The following is a 16,359-nucleotide window of genomic DNA, read 5'->3' as shown; positions in this document are numbered from 1 at the left end:
CTCCGGCTACCTGTCCATTACAGCTTGAATGTTGCAAATTCGCCAAATAAAATTCACGTTCTGGCACGATTAACTTTTGACCAAACCTAGATTCTGCTTTATATTTTCAGGCAAGCACAACGTATTCATGGAATGGAGCGAATAATGAAAACAATATCTGAATGGCTGGATGAATATAGTGACAGTCATCAAAACAAAACCAATAAGCTGATTCACTGGGTCTGCGTACCGACTATCTATTTTTCGATTATTGGCATTATTGCGCACTTTAGTGCTTTACTGACCGCCCTTCTGCTAGCTCTGGCTTTTATTTTCTATGCCCGACTAGATATTGTTTTGGCAGTTGCAATGGCTGCTTTAACATTGATCATGGCCTGGTTAATCTGGATTCTGCCAGTCGGTGCCGGTTTTTATGTTGGCCTATTTGTTTTTGCCTGGATTGGTCAGTTTTATGGCCACAAAGTGGAAGGCAAAAAGCCATCTTTCTTTAAAGACCTTCAATTCCTTCTTATTGGCCCGATTTGGTGCATGGATGCTTATTTAGCTAAAGTAGCACCTTCCTGGAAAAGTCGCCAGATACGAGACATGAAGAGCATTTAGCAGCATTCTTCATTTTTTCTAATGAGAAGAACCTTCTTGATAGGTTCTTCCTTGATGTTTTAACCGGCCATACACATGTTTTCGGGCACAATCATGATGCATCCAGTGCGCCACATCCCCCTTCTCGCTATTTATATTCACTATAAAATTCGACAATATCATCTTTTTGAATCGAACCAATGCCGGGTGCGGAATCGATATTATATGTCACCAATACAATTTGATCATTCAAGCATGAACTCTTAATAGCGTGATCCTTTATGATCATCACCTAACGTTGCAATCATTGTTCGATAAGATCGAACCCCAATAGCACCCTGATGATGTTGAAAAGCAGTCTAAATTTTATTGAGATCATCTTGAGACATAGCTTCAAAATGAGTGTCGGTGTGGCGACTTGGCTGACTTTGTGTTAAGGAGCTCCACTCAAACTGGTTTTGCTAGGTATCAACACAGATATACAGCAATCAATAAGCAATCATCGCCCCAATACCCATGTCGGTTTTATATGCGCTATTAATGATTTTCAATTCTTTAAATTTCGTTGATTTTATCACGCGTACTTTCTAAGCAAACTCGCATTTTCCAAGAAAAACTACCGCTTTCGACTTATTGTATTTTTATGCAGATATAAAAAAAGCCCCACAAAGTGGAGCTTCTTTATAATTCGTTACCGAATTATTGAGCAGCAGCCTGAGCAGCAGCAACTTCTTCTGCGAAACTCATTTCAGCTTTCTTCTCGATACCTTCACCAACTTCGAAACGAACGAATTCAGCTACAGTAGTACCTGTTGCTTTAAGAACGTCAGCAACTTTCTTGTCGTTGTCGATTACGTACATTTGACGCTCAAGAACAACTTCGTTCAAGTATTTCTCAACAGAACCCACAACCATCTTCTCAACGATGTTTGCTGGCTTGCCAGATTCAAGTGCTTTCGCTTCAGCAATTTCTTTCTCTTTCGCGATAAGCTCAGCAGAAACGCCTTCAGCATTTACAGCGACTGGGTTGAACGCAGCAACGTGCATTGCCAAGCCTTTACCAGTTGCTTCATCACCAGTATAAGAAACAACAACACCGATACGAAGACCGTGTTTGTAAACTGCAAGGTTAGCACCTTCAACAATTTTCGCACGACGTACTTGGATGTTTTCACCGATTTTTTGAACAAGAGCGATACGCGCTTCTTCTACAGTTGCACCATCTTCTAGTTTCAATTCAGCGATTTGAGCAGGATCAGTTACGTTTGCAGCAAGTGCAGCAGCCGCAACTTTCGCAGAGAAACCAGCAAAGTTTTCATCTTTTGCAACGAAGTCAGTCTGGCAGTTTACTTCTAAAAGAAGTGCTTTGTTGCCTTCTTGAGCAATCGTGATCGCGCCATCAGCAGCGATGTTACCCGCTTTTTTAGCAGCTTTCGCTTGACCAGATTTACGTAGGTTATCGATCGCTAATTCAACGTCGCCGCCCGCCTCTGTCAAAGCTTTTTTACATTCCATCATTGCAAGACCAGTACGATCGCGCAATTCTTTAACCATGCTTGCTGTAACTGCAGTCATGTTTATCTCCTAAATTCGGTAGAAAATGAATTCTTTTTAGAACAGAAACGGCCCAGAGGAGTTCTCATGGGCCGCCTGCATACATAACGCTTACTTTGCCACCATCACATGTCGCAAAAATGACAAGCTTGCGTCAAACGCATTAAGCCTCAGAAGCTGGAGCTTCTTCTGCTTTAGCTTGTGCATTCGCTTGTGATTGAGCATATTCTTTACCAGCAAGAATCGCATCAGCCATAGCAGAAGCATACAGTGTTACTGCACGGATCGCATCATCGTTACCCGGAATAACGTAATCTACGTTGTCTGGGTTAGAGTTTGTATCAACGATACCGATTACAGGAATACCAAGGTTCTTTGCTTCTTTGATTGCAATTGCTTCGTGATCAACGTCGATTACGAATAATGCGTCAGGTAAACCACCCATGTTTTTCACGCCGCCAAGACCGCGTTCAAGTTTTTCCATCTCACGAGTACGTTCTAAAGCTTCACGTTTAGTTAGCTTAAGGAAAGTACCGTCTTGAGATTGAGTTTGAAGGTCTTTTAGACGGTTGATAGATTGGCGAAGTGTTTTCCAGTTCGTCAACATACCACCTAACCAGCGGTGATCAACATATGGTTGACCAGCACGTTGCGCTTGTTCACGGATGATTGCAGAAGCTGCGCGCTTAGTACCAACAAACAAAACTTTGTTCTTTTTGCTCGCCAAGTTGTTAGCAAAGTTCAAAGCATCATTTAACGCAGGAACAGTGTGCTCAAGGTTGATGATGTGAATTTTGTTACGCGCACCAAAGATGTAATCGCGCATTTTTGGGTTCCAAAAACGTGTTTGGTGACCAAAGTGTGCGCCTGCTTGTAGAAGGTCGCGCATGCCTACGTTGTAATCTGCCATTTTCTTTACCTTAAAGTTTGGGTTAGGCCTCCATATACCCGCATTCTCCACCCAAGGGATTGCTGTCATTTTATCAGTGGTTGCGACAGAGGACATTTTTTAGCGATACAAGGCATGAATAGTGAGATTTAACATTCTAAATAAACTATTCATAACGCAGTAGCGTCAAAAAACGTCCCTATCCCGAAGGGTTGTAGCTAAAATCCCCTCATACTTCGTTATGAAACTCGATAAGGGAATACCATTACCATCGTTTCATGCCTCGCATGACGAAATTTTAGCTGACAACGCAACTCACATATAAAGTGACAACAATCCCTAGAAGCACCCAGAGTAATGTGTCGATATATGTGCGGATTTTTTGCCCCATCGCACAAAGCCCGTGAAATTTATTCACGAAAAAGCATTTGATAAAATGGGCGGCTATTTATACCATAGTCACACACAAATTTCCAAAAGTTTTTAGAGATCATGAACAACACTTACCAAGCGCCACGTCGACTTATCAAAACCCCTGACGAAATTGAAAAAATGCGTGTGGCAGGGCGACTGGCGGCAGAAGTATTGGATATGATCAAACCGCATATTGTTCCAGGTGTTACTACGCTAGAACTTGATACGATTTGTCATGACTATATTGTTAACCAACAACAAGCCATTCCAGCCTGCTTAGGTTATGGTGCAGCACCAGGTCGGCCTGCTTTCCAGCATGTGATTTGCACTTCTGTGAATCATGTGGTGTGTCACGGCATTCCATCGGATAGTAAAAAGTTGAAAAAAGGTGACATTCTGAATATCGATGTCACTGTGATTAAAGATGGCTATCATGGAGATACCAACATGATGTACATCGTCGGTGGTGAAACGTCTATTCTTGCTAACCGTCTATGTAAAGTAGCGCAAGAAGCCATGTACCGGGGTATTGAAACTGTAAAACCAGGGTCAACCATTGGCGATATTGGCCACGTGATTCAAAAATATGTCGAATCTGAACGTTTTGGTGTGGTACGTGAATATTGTGGTCATGGAATTGGCACGACTTTCCATGACGAACCGCAAGTATTGCATTACGGCCAGCCAGATACCGGGATGATTTTAGAAGAAGGCATGACTTTTACCATTGAGCCTATGGTGAATGGTGGCGACTGGAAAACCAAATTACTGGGTGATAAATGGACGGTGGTCACCAAAGACCATTCATTGTCAGCACAATATGAACATACCCTGCTCGTCACTAAAACAGGGGTTGAAATCTTAACCGCGCGTCCGGATGAAGATCTGTCACGCTTTAATAAATAAGTACCAAGACAACACCACAAAATGGTCACTATAAAGTGGCCATTTTTAGTTTATATTGACTGGCTTATGGGGGTTTACTGGATAACTCAAGCCTTTTAACTGTTGTCCCTTGGCATCGGAGTTCAAGATAAAGCTCTGCAAGTACACCATTTTTTCCTCAAAGTTTTCCAAATTCTTTTGCCCCATGCCTCGCATTTTAAGCTAAGATAATGTGCTTTTTATTTTTTAATCCCTATAAGAAGGAATACTGCCGTGGACGTACGTCTCTCTGATCGTGTAAATGCCATCAAACCGTCCCCAACGCTTGCTGTGACCAACAAAGCTGCTGAATTAAAAGCTGCAGGTCATAATGTTATTGGTTTGGGCGCAGGTGAGCCAGATTTTGATACACCGCAACACATCAAAGATGCAGCAATTGCAGCGATTAACAACGGTTTCACCAAATACACCGCTGTTGACGGTACGCCAGGTCTTAAAAAAGCCATTATTGCTAAATTGAAACGTGACAATAACCTAGACTACGCAGCAAACCAGATTCTGGTTTCTTGTGGTGGTAAACAATCATTCTTTAACCTGTCTTTGGCTTTGTTGAACAAAGGTGATGAAGTTATCATTCCTGCACCTTTCTGGGTCAGCTACCCGGATATGGTGATCATCGCTGAAGGCGTACCTGTGATTGTGAAATGTGGTGAAGAACAGCGTTTCAAAATCACACCTGAACAACTAGAAGCTGCGATCACTGACAAAACACGTTTAGTGGTATTGAACAGTCCCTCTAACCCGACTGGCATGATCTACACCAAAGAAGAACTTCTTGCTTTGGCTGAGGTACTGCGTAAATACCCTGAAGTATTCATCGCGTCTGATGACATGTATGAACCGATTCGTTGGGAAGATGAGTTCTATAACATCGCCACTGTTGCACCAGACCTGTATGACCGCACAATCGTGTTAAACGGTGTATCTAAAGCCTATGCAATGACTGGCTGGCGTATTGGCTATGCAGCGGGCCCTACTAAACTGATCGGTGCGATGAAAAAAATCCAGTCACAATCCACTTCAAATCCAACTTCAATTTCACAAGTTGCTGCCGAAGCTGCATTGAATGGTCCACAAGATGTACTTGAGCCAATGATTGAAGCATTCAAACGTCGTCATGACCTGGTTGTGAAAGGCTTGAATGACATCAATGGTATTTCTTGCTTACCTGCGGATGGTGCATTCTATGCATACGCAAACATCAAGCCGTTGATTCGTGCCAAAGGTTTGAAATCTTGCACAGAATTCTCTGCTTGGTTACTGGAAGAAACTGGCGTTGCCGTTGTTCCTGGCGATGCATTCGGTCTAGGCGGTTTCATGCGTATTTCTTATGCAACTGCAGATGAAGTGTTGGTTGATGCACTTGCGCGTATCAAGAAAGCTGCTGATTCAATCGAAGGCGTTGACGCTGCGATTGCTTCAATCGAAGCTGAAAAAGCGGCACAATAATCAACTCGCTTGATTTAGAAAACCCGCGTTGATCGCGGGTTTTTTTATGCCATTCCAAGATGCTTTTGATAACGTATTTTAAGCAGATCAAACAAATGATCGCAGCCAAAGTGTATGCCACACATAGCATTGAAAAAAATAAATATTTTAACCACAATAACTTTTAACCATCTAATATAACTATTGCTATGAGCAACATTACATCAAAATATGTCACTTGCTATTATTGATGTTTCACTTTTAAATAAAATCGAAACAGCTAAAGAATAATCACAGGAAAAGCAGAATGAATCCAAAAGAAATGAACGGTTTGGCCTTATTACAAGCGATGCGAGATGGGAAAATTCCCGCTCCAAGCATTAGCGAAACCATGTCGATGCAACCTGCCGTTATCCAAAGCGGATACGTAGAATTTAAAGTCAAAGCCGATCACCGGCATTTAAATCCGCTTGGTGGCGTGCATGGTGGTTTTGCAGCAACTGTTTTAGACACGGTGACAGGCTGTGCGATTCATACTTTACTCGAAGCAGGGGTCGGTTATGGCACGATTGATCTGAATGTTAAAATGTGCCGACCGATTCCTCGAGACCAGCAGCTTAAAGCGACCGGACAATCAATTAACCTCAGTAAAAATCTGGGTATTGCTGAAGGTCGGATTCTGGATGAAGAAGGCCGTTTATATGCCCATGCCACTGCGACCTGTATGATTATTCGCCCTGAATAACCAGGAGAACCTATGGCCAGCATTCAATCGATGACCTAAGCAATATTGCCCTTCGTCTGTCCGGCTTGAACACAGGCGATCTGTGGTCGGCTTAAGCCCTGAAACTCAAAATAATGCTTGGACACATTGGCCAGCTCTACATCTTGTATTTGCGCTGTCGATGCCTGCCAAGCTTTGGATTGATTGGTACCGGTCAAAAGATTACCTGAAATGGCATAGATATATAATTCTTTGCTTTGCTCTTTCAGATAATCGGCATTCAAAAACACTTCAAAGCTAAATTGACGTTCAGTTTCTACCAACCATTTTTCTGCAAACCACAATTGCAGCAAATCACCTAGATACAAGGACTGTTGCGCCAAGGGCCATAGCTTGATATGAGCATCTGTAACAGGAATATAATACTGTGCTGGATCTGCAATAACCTGCAGATAGTTTTCTTGATAATAAGTGAGTTGAGAGAAAATTTGAGGGATGCTGAGCGTATTCATTCGCTGTCTCCGGTTTAGCCATTTTTGTGCTGGCAAGTAGGTTTAAATCCACACTGTTTGACCATTTGGTCAAACGACTTTATGGTTTTAATCTAGCAAGTGAAATTTATTCTGACAAGTATTTTTCGTAAAATTTATGCAATTGTCTAAATTAAAAACAGACAGGCTGAATTTGTTATAAATATGACAGTTTTTGCTTGACCCCTGTCAAAATCCCTCTATAATCGCTTTCAGATTCTCCAATAGCTCAGTCGGTAGAGCGACGGACTGTTAATCCGCAGGTCCCTGGTTCGAGCCCAGGTTGGAGAGCCAAATACTAAAAAGCCCACTCATAACGAAGTGGGCTTTTTTTCGTTTAATATTTTATAAAACAAGCCTGAATGATTTCAGGCTCGTTTTAGCTTAATCCATTACATTAAAAGCCAAGGTATATTTATAACGCTTTAAATCATTCTTTTTTATTTCGAAAGGCTGCTGATAATCAATTTTCATTAAGTACTGGCCTTTTTCCTGCATATTAAAGTTGAGTAACCCTTGCGCATCTGTTGTGAGCGCTTTATAGATTTTTTTATCACGACTAAAATCTGTCGTTTGTGCCAAAATCTCAACGTTTAAATTCGCAACTCCTTTTTTATCATCCAGTACTTTCAATTGAATCACTTGAGATTTTTTAAATGCATTTGGATGCGTGATAAATTGAACATCAAAGCCAGCATGGATATGCTGAATGACCTGATTCGACGTCACACGCCGTGAGACAAAGGTTTCAATAATATCGATAGTCTGCACAGTTTTCTGTGGCATGTTTTTCTTCAGCGCTTGCTGATAAATCACATTTTGATTGGCGGCTTGATTGGCTTTTGGAACAGCACTTAGAACCATTTTCCATTTTTGAGCAACCTGTGCATACTTTAGGCTATTCCCCTGTTTCTCGCCACGAATCCGATAGGTACCCTCTTGTTTATTTTCCAGACTATAACTACTTAGGGTTTGTGTTTTGGTCCATGCATCATCTGCAAGATAAATCTTTTGGCCTGTAGGCGTATGATAATGAAACTTAAAGTTTTTAATCGCCACTTCCGAGGCAAATGGATTGTCATAAAAGCCAGATACAATCGCAGTGTGATTGTTAAAAGTTTGATAACTTAGTGGGGCAACATAAGGATAGTGTGCAAAGGCTGTACTGCTGATCACTCCAAAGATCAAAAAAGGCATGACTTTTACCAGCTTATTCATTATTTCATCATCGTTATTAAGAAATCTGCTGTATTTTATGGATTAAGTCTGTAGATGTAAATAATTCTCATTTATATATTTGCTCTGGATATAAAAAATCCCCCATGAACGGAGGATTTTTAAATGTTCACTGCAATTAAGCCGCTTGAGCCGGAACACCGCTATGGAAACGGAAAGTGTCATCTGGTGTCAGAATCAGCTGCTTTTCAACGTTACGAATATGATCAATCCGGCTTTGAATATCCTCTTGCGGATTTTTCAATTTTGCCGTGGTCGCCACATCCATCGCCAAAGCCAGATAGTCCTCAAAGTGACGAGATTCAGACTTAAGCAAGTAACGGTAATAACGTGCCAACTCATCATCCACACGCGAAGCCAGCGCGTAGAAACGCTCACAAGAGCGTGCTTCCACAAAAGCACCAATCACCAAGACATCAATCAAGGCTTCAGGTTCAAAAGTCCGGATTTCTTTGCGCAAGCCACCGGCATAACGTCCCGCACTTAAGTTCTGCCAGGCCTGTCCACGTTTGTTCATCAGTTCAAGCACTTGTTCATAATGCAGCATTTCTTCACGCACTAACTGCGCAAGCTTCACCTGTAAATCAACAAAGTAACTATAGCGAAACATCAGATTCATGGCCGTGCTGGCTGCTTTTTTTTCACAGTTGGCATGATCTTGCATCAAGATTTCAAGATTTTCGACCGCCACATCCAGCCATGCCTTGGGCGTTTCACACCCCAAGAAAGCAATCACCGGCTGCATCAGTTCATCATAATTAATATTCGACATAACGATTCTGATCTTAACGTGCTGACTTAATCACAGCTTTCATTTGCTGAACGGCTTGTGCCAGACCTACAAATACAGCATCTGCAATTAATGAGTGACCAATATTAAGTTCATGAATTTGTGGAATCGCCGCAATTGGTGTTACATTATCCAGGTTCAAACCATGGCCTGCATTCACTACCAGACCTTTCGATGCGGCATATTCAGCGCCTTTAATAATGCGCTCAAGCTCAGCCTGCTGGGCTTCAGGCGTTTCTGCATCGGCATAAGCACCGGTATGAATCTCGATGGTCGGTGCACCACAAGCAACTGCTGCATCAATTTGGGCAAAATCAGCATCAATAAACAAAGACACATCACAACCAATCGCCGCCAGTTCTTGCGTAGCTGCTTTGACTGATTCGAAATGGGTCACCACATCCAGACCACCTTCAGTGGTGACTTCCTGACGTTTTTCAGGGACAAAACAGACATGATGCGGTTTAATTTCCTTGGCAAAAGCGACCATCTCATCTGTTACCGCCAGCTCGAGGTTCATACGGGTTTTCAGTGCAGGACGCATACGACGCACATCTTCATCCTGAATGTGACGACGGTCTTCACGCAAGTGCAAGGTAATGCCCTCTGCCCCGGCCTGCTCACAGATCAATGCAGCATTGACTGGGTCTGGGTACGTTGTACCACGTGCTTGTCTTAATGTTGCGACATGGTCAATATTGACACCAAGTAATGCAGCCATAATCTTTTCCTAACTACGTTTGAGATTGAGAGTTTTGAATCCAGAGTTGCCGACTTTTTAATGGCCGATCACCCAATAAGGCCGTGATCACCTGTCGATACAGTTTCGTCAACAATTGTAACTGTTCCGGATTAAAATCCCCACCATTTTCATGATCTAGCATACTTAAAATCTGCTGACCTGACATGGTAGAGCGTAATGCTTTGGCCGATGGCATAAAACCGGCATTGAGCTGAAAATAATAGTGTTGTAACGGATCGATTTGTACCTGATGAGCATCTAGGGAAAAATCCAGACCATAACCGAGTTCTTCCAGCAAGATATGTTCAAATTGCCGCAAAATCTGTTTTAAGTATAAATTGGGATTAGATTGTTCTGATAATTGCTGCAATGCAGTTAATGTCTCTGCATATTTGGCAAAGGTTTGCGGCATTTCCACTTCTAGGGGGCACAAACGCAACAGGACTTCATTCAGATAAAAGCCTGAAAAAAAGGCATCGCCAAAAAAGAAAATCGGCTGATTGACAATTTCCAGTTTGGTAAAGTTTTTGAGTTCTGATTTTCCGGTGGCTTGCAAACTGATGGGCTGATATTGCGGCGGCGGTGTTTGCCGGAGAATGCCATCCATACGACCGTATTCCTGGGTAAATAAATGCACAATATGGCTGCGCTCACGGTACTTACGATGATGAATCAGATAACCATGCAGTACTTCGTTACGCATAAGCGGACACTTTAATCCTTATCTTTTTTTGATTTTTTATCATCGTCGTCATCTCCATCCGGGATGACTGCGCCCACAACAGCCGCAGTGCCTTTGACTGCGACTTTTGTGGTTTTATAAGCCACCTTGACAGGAACCGTGACCACTTTATGGATACAGCCTTGCAAGAATAAAACACATGCAAGCACTGCCAACACTTTCATCATCACGAAATTCCTTAAAGGGGCTTATTAATTTTATAACTTAGATATCGCTATAACCTAAGCTTTTCAATGCACGTTCATCATCAGACCAGCCGCCTTTGACTTTCACCCAAAGGGTCAGCATGATTTTCTGTTCGAACATTTTTTCCATGTCGAGACGTGCATCCATACCGATTTTTTTCAGCTTAACGCCTTTCTCACCAATCACAATGGCTTTCTGGCTCGGACGATCGACAAAAATCGTAGCATCAATATAGGTACAGGCCGGCTTCATACGACCAGTCTTTTCATTCATCACTGGCTGTTCAGTTTTGAATGATTCAATCTGCACGGTTAAATCATAGGGCAGTTCTTCACCCAGCTGACGCATGATTTTTTCACGAATAATTTCAGAAGCCAGGAAACGCTCTGAACGGTCAGTTAGTTGATCCAGGGAGTACAATGGCGGCTGGAACGGCAGATACTTGGCAATCGTGTCACGTAAATGCTCAAGATTGGCACCACGAAGTGCAGAAACAGGTACGATTTCCGCAAAGTTCATCAGCTTTTCACGCTCACGAATCAGTGGTAAAGCTTCGTTCTTGTTCTCAAAAGTATCTAATTTGTTGATCACCAGAATCACCGGCATTTCAGCATTTTTCAGCTTTTCCAGTACCAGATCATCATTCGGCGTCCACTTCTGTGCATCCACCACAAACAAAACCAGATTCACATCACGTAAAGCCGAATGGGCAGCACGGTTCATCATTTTATTGATGGCACGTACTTCCTTTTTATGCATCCCCGGCGTATCCACGAATACCGCCTGAGACTTTTCACGCGAATCAATCCCGACAATTTTATGCCGTGTGGTTTGCGGTTTACGTGAGGTAATTGAGAGTTTCTGACCCAAAATATGGTTCATTAAGGTAGATTTACCCACATTCGGGCGACCTACAATAGCGACAAAACCACTGCGATAATCCGACGGAATTTCGGTGCCTTGTGCGCTAAAAAATTGATTTACCAGGTCGTGACTGTCGCTTTGCGACTCGTGATCAGCATCAATGTGATCGGAATGAGTAGTCATTAAGACTTATGCTCCAAAAGTTTTAAAATATCTGCCGCAACGGCTTGTTCAGCAAAACGTCGGCTGGCGCCTTCACCTTGCATGGTCGGTAATCCCTCAATCTCACATTCCACTTTAAAATGCTGATTAGGGGCATCACCTTGAATATCTACAACCTCGTAAACTGGGAGAGGTTTCTTACGTGCTTGTAGATACTCTTGTAAACGTGATTTAGGGTCTTTAAGCTGATCGGTCGGTTCAATATGATCCAAATACGGTTCATACCATTTTAACACAATCGGCTCTAACACAGTGAGATCAGCGCAATCCACATAGATTGCGCCAATAATGGCTTCTACAGTATCTGCCAGTATAGACTCGCGATGATGACCGCCAGATTTCAATTCACCGGTACTGAGAATTAAATTCTGACTGAGTTTTAAATCATTGGCGATTTTCCCCAATGCTTCCTGTCGAACCAAGGTGGCACGCATACGCGTCAGCCGGCCTTCGTTTTCGCTTGGGTAGGCAGTGAAGAGATAATTCGCAATGATCATCCCTAAAAGAGAATCGCCTAGAAATTCTAGGCGTTCATAGTTTTGTTTATGACTGACTGAACGATGGGTCAGTGCCAGCTTGAGCAGTTCAGCTTGTTTAAACTGATAACCGATCCGTCTGGCAAGACGTTCATCATTGAGTTTTGACTGCGCTTTGATCAAAATTTTTCTCAAACTTCATCACTAAATCGATATTCATTATGAAATTTTTACGAATTTCATAATTCTTGTGTATCTGCAAACCATCGGTATGGATAACTTTGGCAATTTCATCAAACTTCAGATCGCGAATATTATTCATTGATAAACGCTGATCCATCTGCTGACGGAATTTTTCTGGTGTTATATTGGCTGGCGCACTTTTTAACAGCGCCTCAATTTCACCATCGACCATACGATCATCAAAGTAGGGTCCCCACACTGCAATCGCTACTTTGGCTAGAAATGCAAACCCCACGATTGCAAATAAAATCCCAATATACGAAGCACCTTGTTGATGTCTCATTTTTTATTTTCCTGATTGAAACAATTAATCGATTGTCCCGTTGCGACCAAACGATGGCAATTTAAAGCCAGGTTCTTTATGCATCCAGATATAGAATGCACGACCTGTTAAGTTTTCTTCCGGAACAAGCCCCCAGAAACGGCTGTCAGCACTCTGATCGCGATTATCCCCCATCGCAAAGTAATGACCTTCTGGCACCTTTACTTCCCAATATAAACCATTTTCACTTGAATATTTACCATTTTCCACAAAGTTAATATAAGGCGCCTGACGCGCGACATTGACCCCTTCCAGCTCACGCATGGTAAAGCTATGCTGACCTAAAGTTTCTTTATGATAAATGGCATTGGGTGTATCCAGACGATCTTTTTCACGGCTAAATTCCACTGGAACTTTCGCTACTTGTTCACCATTGATGCTCAACTGACCATGATCATAGACAATATGATCACCGGGTAAACCAATAATACGCTTGATATAGCTGATGGTCGGTTGTGGTGGATAACGGAATACTGCCACATCACCACGCTCTGGACTGCCAGTATCAATAATTTTAGTGTTGACTATAGGCAGTTTCACGCCATAGTCAAATTTATTCACCAGAATAAAGTCCCCAGTTTCCAGGGTTGGCACCATTGAATCCGATGGAATATTAAACGGTTCAAACAAGAACGAACGCAGCACCAGTACAATCGTCAGTACTGGCCAAAAGTCATAAGCCCAGGTAATGATAAAATTTTCATTGCCCTTGCCGCGAGTTTGTCTTTGTTTCAGGACAAACTTGTCAAGCAACCACAGTGCGACAAAAAACAGCGTCGCAGGAACAAGAATCAAATTAAAATCAAAATCCATGGGCTTATATCCTTATTCTTCTAGCGTTCGACTTTTAACACAGCGAGGAACGCTTCTTGCGGGATTTCGACACTACCCACCTGCTTCATGCGTTTCTTACCTTCTTTCTGTTTAGACAGAAGTTTTTTCTTACGTGACACGTCACCACCATAACATTTGGCCAATACGTTTTTACGCATGGCTTTTACAGTAGAACGTGCAATGATTTGCGCACCAATTGCCGCCTGAATTGCGACATCAAACATTTGACGTGGAATCAGGTCTTTCATTTTTTCCACCAGCGCAATGCCACGATGACGCGCGTCGTTACGGTGACAGATCATTGCCAGAGCATCGACTTTTTCACCATTGATCAGTACATCTACTTTTACCAATGAAGAACTTTCAAAACGGACAAAGTTATAGTCGAGGGATGCAAAACCACGTGAACAAGACTTCAATTTATCGAAGAAATCCATGACCACTTCTGCCATTGGAATTTCAAAAGTAATCGACACCTGATTGCCGAGGAATTTCATGTCTTTTTGTATGCCACGGCGCTCGATACACAAGGTCATGACATTACCCAGATATTCTTGCGGTACTAAAATATGACATTCGGCAATCGGTTCACGTAAATCTTCTACGGTTGAACCATCCGGCATTTTAGATGGGCTGTCGATATAAATCGTCTGGCCATTTTTCATCACCGCTTCATAAATTACGGTGGGCGCAGAAGAAATCAGATCAAGATCATACTCGCGCTCTAAACGCTCTTGTACAATCTCCATGTGTAGCATGCCCAAGAAGCCACAGCGGAAACCAAAACCAAGTGCATCCGAACTTTCCGGTTCAAAGAACAAGGCCGAGTCATTAATTTGCAGTTTATGTAAAGCTTCACGAAACGGTTCAAAGTCACTGGCATCAATCGGGAATAAACCGGCATAAACCTGCGGTTTTACTTTTTTAAAGCCCGGTAGGGTTGCAACTTCAGGTGTGGTTGCCAAGGTAATGGTATCACCCACCGGCGCACCGAAAATATCTTTAATACCGGCAATCACGAAGCCGACTTCGCCTGCTTCCAACATGCCTGTTTCAGTATGTTTCGGATTAAAGATCCCAACAGAAGTAATGATGTGCGTTTGACCTGTTGATTTCATCAACATCTTGTCGCCTTTACGCACACGACCCTGCTTTACACGTACCAGAGAAACTACCCCAAGGTAGTTGTCAAACCATGAATCTACAATCAGGGCTTGCAACGGCGCTTCGCGATCACCGACCGGTGCCGGAATCACATTCACCAGGGTTTCTAAAACATTTTCAATGCCCAGACCGGTTTTGGCTGAACATGTCGGTGCTTCTGTCGCTTCAATGCCGATAATTTCTTCAATCTCGTGAATCACACGCTCAGGTTCAGCTTGTGGCAAATCGATCTTGTTCAGTACAGGCAGTACTTCCAGACCTTGCTCAATCGCGGTATAGCAGTTGGCGACAGACTGTGCTTCCACACCTTGTGCGGCATCAACGACTAATAAAGCACCTTCACAGGCTGCGAGCGATCGCGACACTTCATACGAGAAGTCGACGTGTCCCGGCGTATCAATAAAGTTCAGCTGATAAACCTCACCATTTGGATGGGTATAGTTTAGCGTCACCGAAGTGGCTTTAATGGTAATCCCACGTTCGCGCTCAAGCTCCATAGAATCGAGGACTTGAGCCTGCATTTCACGATCTTGCAAACCACCACAGGTCTGAATAAAGCGATCTGCGAGGGTCGATTTACCGTGGTCAATATGCGCAATAATCGAGAAGTTACGAATGTTTTTAATATCAACAGATTTTTTAGCTTGCGCCATGGGTTACCTTGAGAAAAAACGCGCTATGTAATTTAAAAATATTACATAACAAAAGCCGAATAGAAATTGCGAAGGATTATAGCAGAATGGTGATCTAGAAAAAGAATTATATTTTTAGCTTTGTCCACTCTGCCAAAATACCTGTCCAGCGATCTCAAGCTCAATCACTGCAATGAAAATTTGAAAATCACACCATGTTTTTGCTAAACCTGATTGAAATATCTAACTCTGTGCCAAAGAAGCGAGCGCTTATTGATCTAGATACACTATTGAAAAATCATAAGGATTGATCTGATCAGAAAGAGGTTGATAGGCTTGGGTAAAGGTAGGCGACATGCGTTTAGGAAGCCCAGTGGCCATTTCAATACAGGCCCACTGCGTACTACCTGTAAATAACAGGTTTTGATCCTGTGGTCGATAAAATGCATATTGGCGAAATGAATACAGTGCATTGATATCGTTCAACCAGGTTCGCAAAATAATTTCATCGCCCTCGAAAGCAGCCTTGCGATATTGCACCTGATGCTCAACTGCCACCATGGCATGTTTCAGTTCCACATATTCCTTTAACCCCAATCCCAATTTTTCAATATGGGCTGTGGCGACCTCCTGCATCCACTGTACATAGACCACATTATTGACATGGCCCAAGCCATCGATATGTTCAGCTTGCACCTTTAACGCAAGATCAAAAATAGCTGTCACTTTTCTCTTATCCTTTCCATTATTTTCAACTGAATAGAGTCTACCGAATTTATAGGCTGGGTAAATTGCAAATAATAAAAAACCGCCCATCAAAAGCGGTTTTTTATATTTAAAAAT

General features: G+C 42.6%; 20 protein-coding genes and 1 tRNA gene. 5 read left to right on the top strand and 16 right to left on the bottom strand.

The window, feature by feature from the left end; translation table 11 throughout:
• The first annotated feature begins 144 nt into the window (after positions 1-144).
• Positions 145-600 carry a DUF962 domain-containing protein gene (locus FTV30_RS06135; protein ID WP_005097532.1) on the top strand — a complete coding sequence of 152 codons (456 nt, stop codon included), beginning with the start codon at positions 145-147 and terminating at the stop codon, positions 598-600.
• 18 nt (positions 601-618) lie between these two features.
• Here the strand turns inward: FTV30_RS06135 and FTV30_RS16495 are convergent, their stop codons facing one another.
• From FTV30_RS16495 to rpsB, 4 genes are all read right to left on the bottom strand, one after another.
• Entirely contained in the window at positions 619-762 is a 144-nt protein-coding gene (locus FTV30_RS16495) for a DUF3465 domain-containing protein (RefSeq protein WP_347929744.1), read from the bottom strand.
• A complete protein-coding gene (locus FTV30_RS16490; RefSeq protein ID WP_347929327.1) occupies positions 728-868 on the bottom strand; it encodes a DUF3465 domain-containing protein in 141 nt (46 codons plus the stop codon). Before FTV30_RS16490 ends, FTV30_RS16495 begins: the two co-directional genes overlap by 35 nt.
• Positions 869-1,278: 410 nt before the next feature.
• On the bottom strand, positions 1,279-2,154 hold the full coding sequence (gene tsf / locus FTV30_RS06125; protein ID WP_005097533.1) for a translation elongation factor Ts: 876 nt from the start codon (positions 2,152-2,154) through the stop codon (positions 1,279-1,281).
• 142 nt (positions 2,155-2,296) lie between these two features.
• Positions 2,297-3,043 carry a 30S ribosomal protein S2 gene (gene rpsB / locus FTV30_RS06120; RefSeq protein ID WP_005097534.1) on the bottom strand — a complete coding sequence of 249 codons (747 nt, stop codon included), beginning with the start codon at positions 3,041-3,043 and terminating at the stop codon, positions 2,297-2,299.
• Positions 3,044-3,514: 471 nt separating this feature from the next.
• Here rpsB and map point away from each other — a divergent pair, with 471 nt between their 5' ends.
• The 3 genes from map (at position 3,515) to FTV30_RS06105 (ending at position 6,554) form a co-directional block, all read left to right on the top strand.
• A complete protein-coding gene (map, locus tag FTV30_RS06115) occupies positions 3,515-4,342 on the top strand; it encodes a type I methionyl aminopeptidase (RefSeq protein WP_005097535.1) in 828 nt (275 codons plus the stop codon).
• A gap of 252 nt (positions 4,343-4,594) precedes the next feature.
• Entirely contained in the window at positions 4,595-5,830 is a 1,236-nt protein-coding gene (locus FTV30_RS06110) for a pyridoxal phosphate-dependent aminotransferase (RefSeq protein ID WP_180001200.1), read from the top strand.
• 286 nt (positions 5,831-6,116) lie between these two features.
• Positions 6,117-6,554, top strand: a complete 438-nt coding sequence (locus FTV30_RS06105) for a PaaI family thioesterase (RefSeq protein WP_100357436.1) — start codon at positions 6,117-6,119, stop codon at positions 6,552-6,554.
• 35 nt (positions 6,555-6,589) lie between these two features.
• Here FTV30_RS06105 and FTV30_RS06100 read toward each other — a convergent pair whose 3' ends face one another.
• Positions 6,590-7,045 (bottom strand): hypothetical protein, encoded by a 456-nt coding sequence (locus tag FTV30_RS06100; protein WP_180001199.1) that lies wholly within the window; start codon positions 7,043-7,045, stop codon positions 6,590-6,592.
• A gap of 236 nt (positions 7,046-7,281) precedes the next feature.
• Here FTV30_RS06100 and FTV30_RS06095 point away from each other — a divergent pair.
• Positions 7,282-7,357, top strand: a tRNA-Asn gene (locus tag FTV30_RS06095).
• A 90-nt stretch (positions 7,358-7,447) separates the two neighbouring features.
• On the opposite strand, the gene FTV30_RS06090 is transcribed toward FTV30_RS06095, so the two are convergent.
• The 11 genes from FTV30_RS06090 to FTV30_RS06040 all read right to left on the bottom strand — a co-directional run bounded on the left by FTV30_RS06090 (position 7,448) and on the right by FTV30_RS06040 (position 16,242).
• Positions 7,448-8,281 carry a DUF4198 domain-containing protein gene (locus tag FTV30_RS06090; RefSeq protein ID WP_180001198.1) on the bottom strand — a complete coding sequence of 278 codons (834 nt, stop codon included), beginning with the start codon at positions 8,279-8,281 and terminating at the stop codon, positions 7,448-7,450.
• Between the two features lie 136 nt (positions 8,282-8,417).
• Positions 8,418-9,071 carry a tRNA-(ms[2]io[6]A)-hydroxylase gene (locus tag FTV30_RS06085; RefSeq protein ID WP_005097541.1) on the bottom strand — a complete coding sequence of 218 codons (654 nt, stop codon included), beginning with the start codon at positions 9,069-9,071 and terminating at the stop codon, positions 8,418-8,420.
• Positions 9,072-9,084: 13 nt separating this feature from the next.
• On the bottom strand, positions 9,085-9,810 hold the full coding sequence (pdxJ, locus tag FTV30_RS06080; RefSeq protein WP_005170127.1) for a pyridoxine 5'-phosphate synthase: 726 nt from the start codon (positions 9,808-9,810) through the stop codon (positions 9,085-9,087).
• Positions 9,811-9,823: 13 nt separating this feature from the next.
• A complete protein-coding gene (locus FTV30_RS06075) occupies positions 9,824-10,534 on the bottom strand; it encodes a DNA repair protein RecO (RefSeq protein WP_074383331.1) in 711 nt (236 codons plus the stop codon).
• 11 nt (positions 10,535-10,545) lie between these two features.
• Positions 10,546-10,740: an NF038104 family lipoprotein gene (locus tag FTV30_RS06070; RefSeq protein ID WP_005097547.1), complete on the bottom strand. Its 195-nt coding sequence runs from the start codon at positions 10,738-10,740 to the stop codon at positions 10,546-10,548.
• A 37-nt stretch (positions 10,741-10,777) separates the two neighbouring features.
• Entirely contained in the window at positions 10,778-11,806 is a 1,029-nt protein-coding gene (era, locus tag FTV30_RS06065; RefSeq protein ID WP_005097549.1) for a GTPase Era, read from the bottom strand.
• Positions 11,806-12,504, bottom strand: a complete 699-nt coding sequence (rnc, locus tag FTV30_RS06060) for a ribonuclease III (protein ID WP_159138197.1) — start codon at positions 12,502-12,504, stop codon at positions 11,806-11,808. The genes era and rnc overlap by 1 nt, the downstream gene beginning before the upstream one ends.
• Positions 12,476-12,847, bottom strand: a complete 372-nt coding sequence (locus FTV30_RS06055) for a DUF4845 domain-containing protein (RefSeq protein WP_005170117.1) — start codon at positions 12,845-12,847, stop codon at positions 12,476-12,478. Before FTV30_RS06055 ends, rnc begins: the two co-directional genes overlap by 29 nt.
• A gap of 24 nt (positions 12,848-12,871) precedes the next feature.
• Complete coding sequence (gene lepB, locus FTV30_RS06050; RefSeq protein WP_180001197.1) at positions 12,872-13,699, bottom strand: signal peptidase I; 828 nt, start codon at positions 13,697-13,699, stop codon at positions 12,872-12,874.
• Positions 13,700-13,719: 20 nt separating this feature from the next.
• Positions 13,720-15,537 (bottom strand): translation elongation factor 4, encoded by a 1,818-nt coding sequence (gene lepA, locus FTV30_RS06045; protein ID WP_005097556.1) that lies wholly within the window; start codon positions 15,535-15,537, stop codon positions 13,720-13,722.
• Between the two features lie 249 nt (positions 15,538-15,786).
• A complete protein-coding gene (locus FTV30_RS06040; protein WP_035337975.1) occupies positions 15,787-16,242 on the bottom strand; it encodes a thioesterase family protein in 456 nt (151 codons plus the stop codon).
• Positions 16,243-16,359: the final 117 nt, after the last annotated feature.

It is taken from the genome of Acinetobacter sp. YH12255, assembly GCF_013417355.1.
GTDB lineage: Bacteria > Pseudomonadota > Gammaproteobacteria > Pseudomonadales > Moraxellaceae > Acinetobacter > Acinetobacter pseudolwoffii.
The sequence above is the reverse complement of the archived record's forward strand: the minus strand, read 5'-3'. Positions and strand labels throughout refer to the sequence as shown.

Coding starts and splice junctions, on each gene's coding strand:
- FTV30_RS06135 (WP_005097532.1), top strand. CDS start 145: ATGAAAACAATATCTGAATGGCTGGATGAATATAGTGACAGTCATCAA.
- FTV30_RS16495 (WP_347929744.1), bottom strand. CDS start 762: ATGATATTGTCGAATTTTATAGTGAATATAAATAGCGAGAAGGGGGAT.
- FTV30_RS16490 (WP_347929327.1), bottom strand. CDS start 868: ATGATCATAAAGGATCACGCTATTAAGAGTTCATGCTTGAATGATCAA.
- tsf (WP_005097533.1), bottom strand. CDS start 2,154: ATGACTGCAGTTACAGCAAGCATGGTTAAAGAATTGCGCGATCGTACT.
- rpsB (WP_005097534.1), bottom strand. CDS start 3,043: ATGGCAGATTACAACGTAGGCATGCGCGACCTTCTACAAGCAGGCGCA.
- map (WP_005097535.1), top strand. CDS start 3,515: ATGAACAACACTTACCAAGCGCCACGTCGACTTATCAAAACCCCTGAC.
- FTV30_RS06105 (WP_100357436.1), top strand. CDS start 6,117: ATGAATCCAAAAGAAATGAACGGTTTGGCCTTATTACAAGCGATGCGA.
- FTV30_RS06100 (WP_180001199.1), bottom strand. CDS start 7,045: ATGAATACGCTCAGCATCCCTCAAATTTTCTCTCAACTCACTTATTAT.
- FTV30_RS06090 (WP_180001198.1), bottom strand. CDS start 8,281: ATGAATAAGCTGGTAAAAGTCATGCCTTTTTTGATCTTTGGAGTGATC.
- FTV30_RS06085 (WP_005097541.1), bottom strand. CDS start 9,071: ATGTCGAATATTAATTATGATGAACTGATGCAGCCGGTGATTGCTTTC.
- pdxJ (WP_005170127.1), bottom strand. CDS start 9,810: ATGGCTGCATTACTTGGTGTCAATATTGACCATGTCGCAACATTAAGA.
- FTV30_RS06075 (WP_074383331.1), bottom strand. CDS start 10,534: ATGCGTAACGAAGTACTGCATGGTTATCTGATTCATCATCGTAAGTAC.
- FTV30_RS06070 (WP_005097547.1), bottom strand. CDS start 10,740: ATGATGAAAGTGTTGGCAGTGCTTGCATGTGTTTTATTCTTGCAAGGC.
- era (WP_005097549.1), bottom strand. CDS start 11,806: ATGACTACTCATTCCGATCACATTGATGCTGATCACGAGTCGCAAAGC.
- FTV30_RS06055 (WP_005170117.1), bottom strand. CDS start 12,847: ATGAGACATCAACAAGGTGCTTCGTATATTGGGATTTTATTTGCAATC.
- lepB (WP_180001197.1), bottom strand. CDS start 13,699: ATGGATTTTGATTTTAATTTGATTCTTGTTCCTGCGACGCTGTTTTTT.
- lepA (WP_005097556.1), bottom strand. CDS start 15,537: ATGGCGCAAGCTAAAAAATCTGTTGATATTAAAAACATTCGTAACTTC.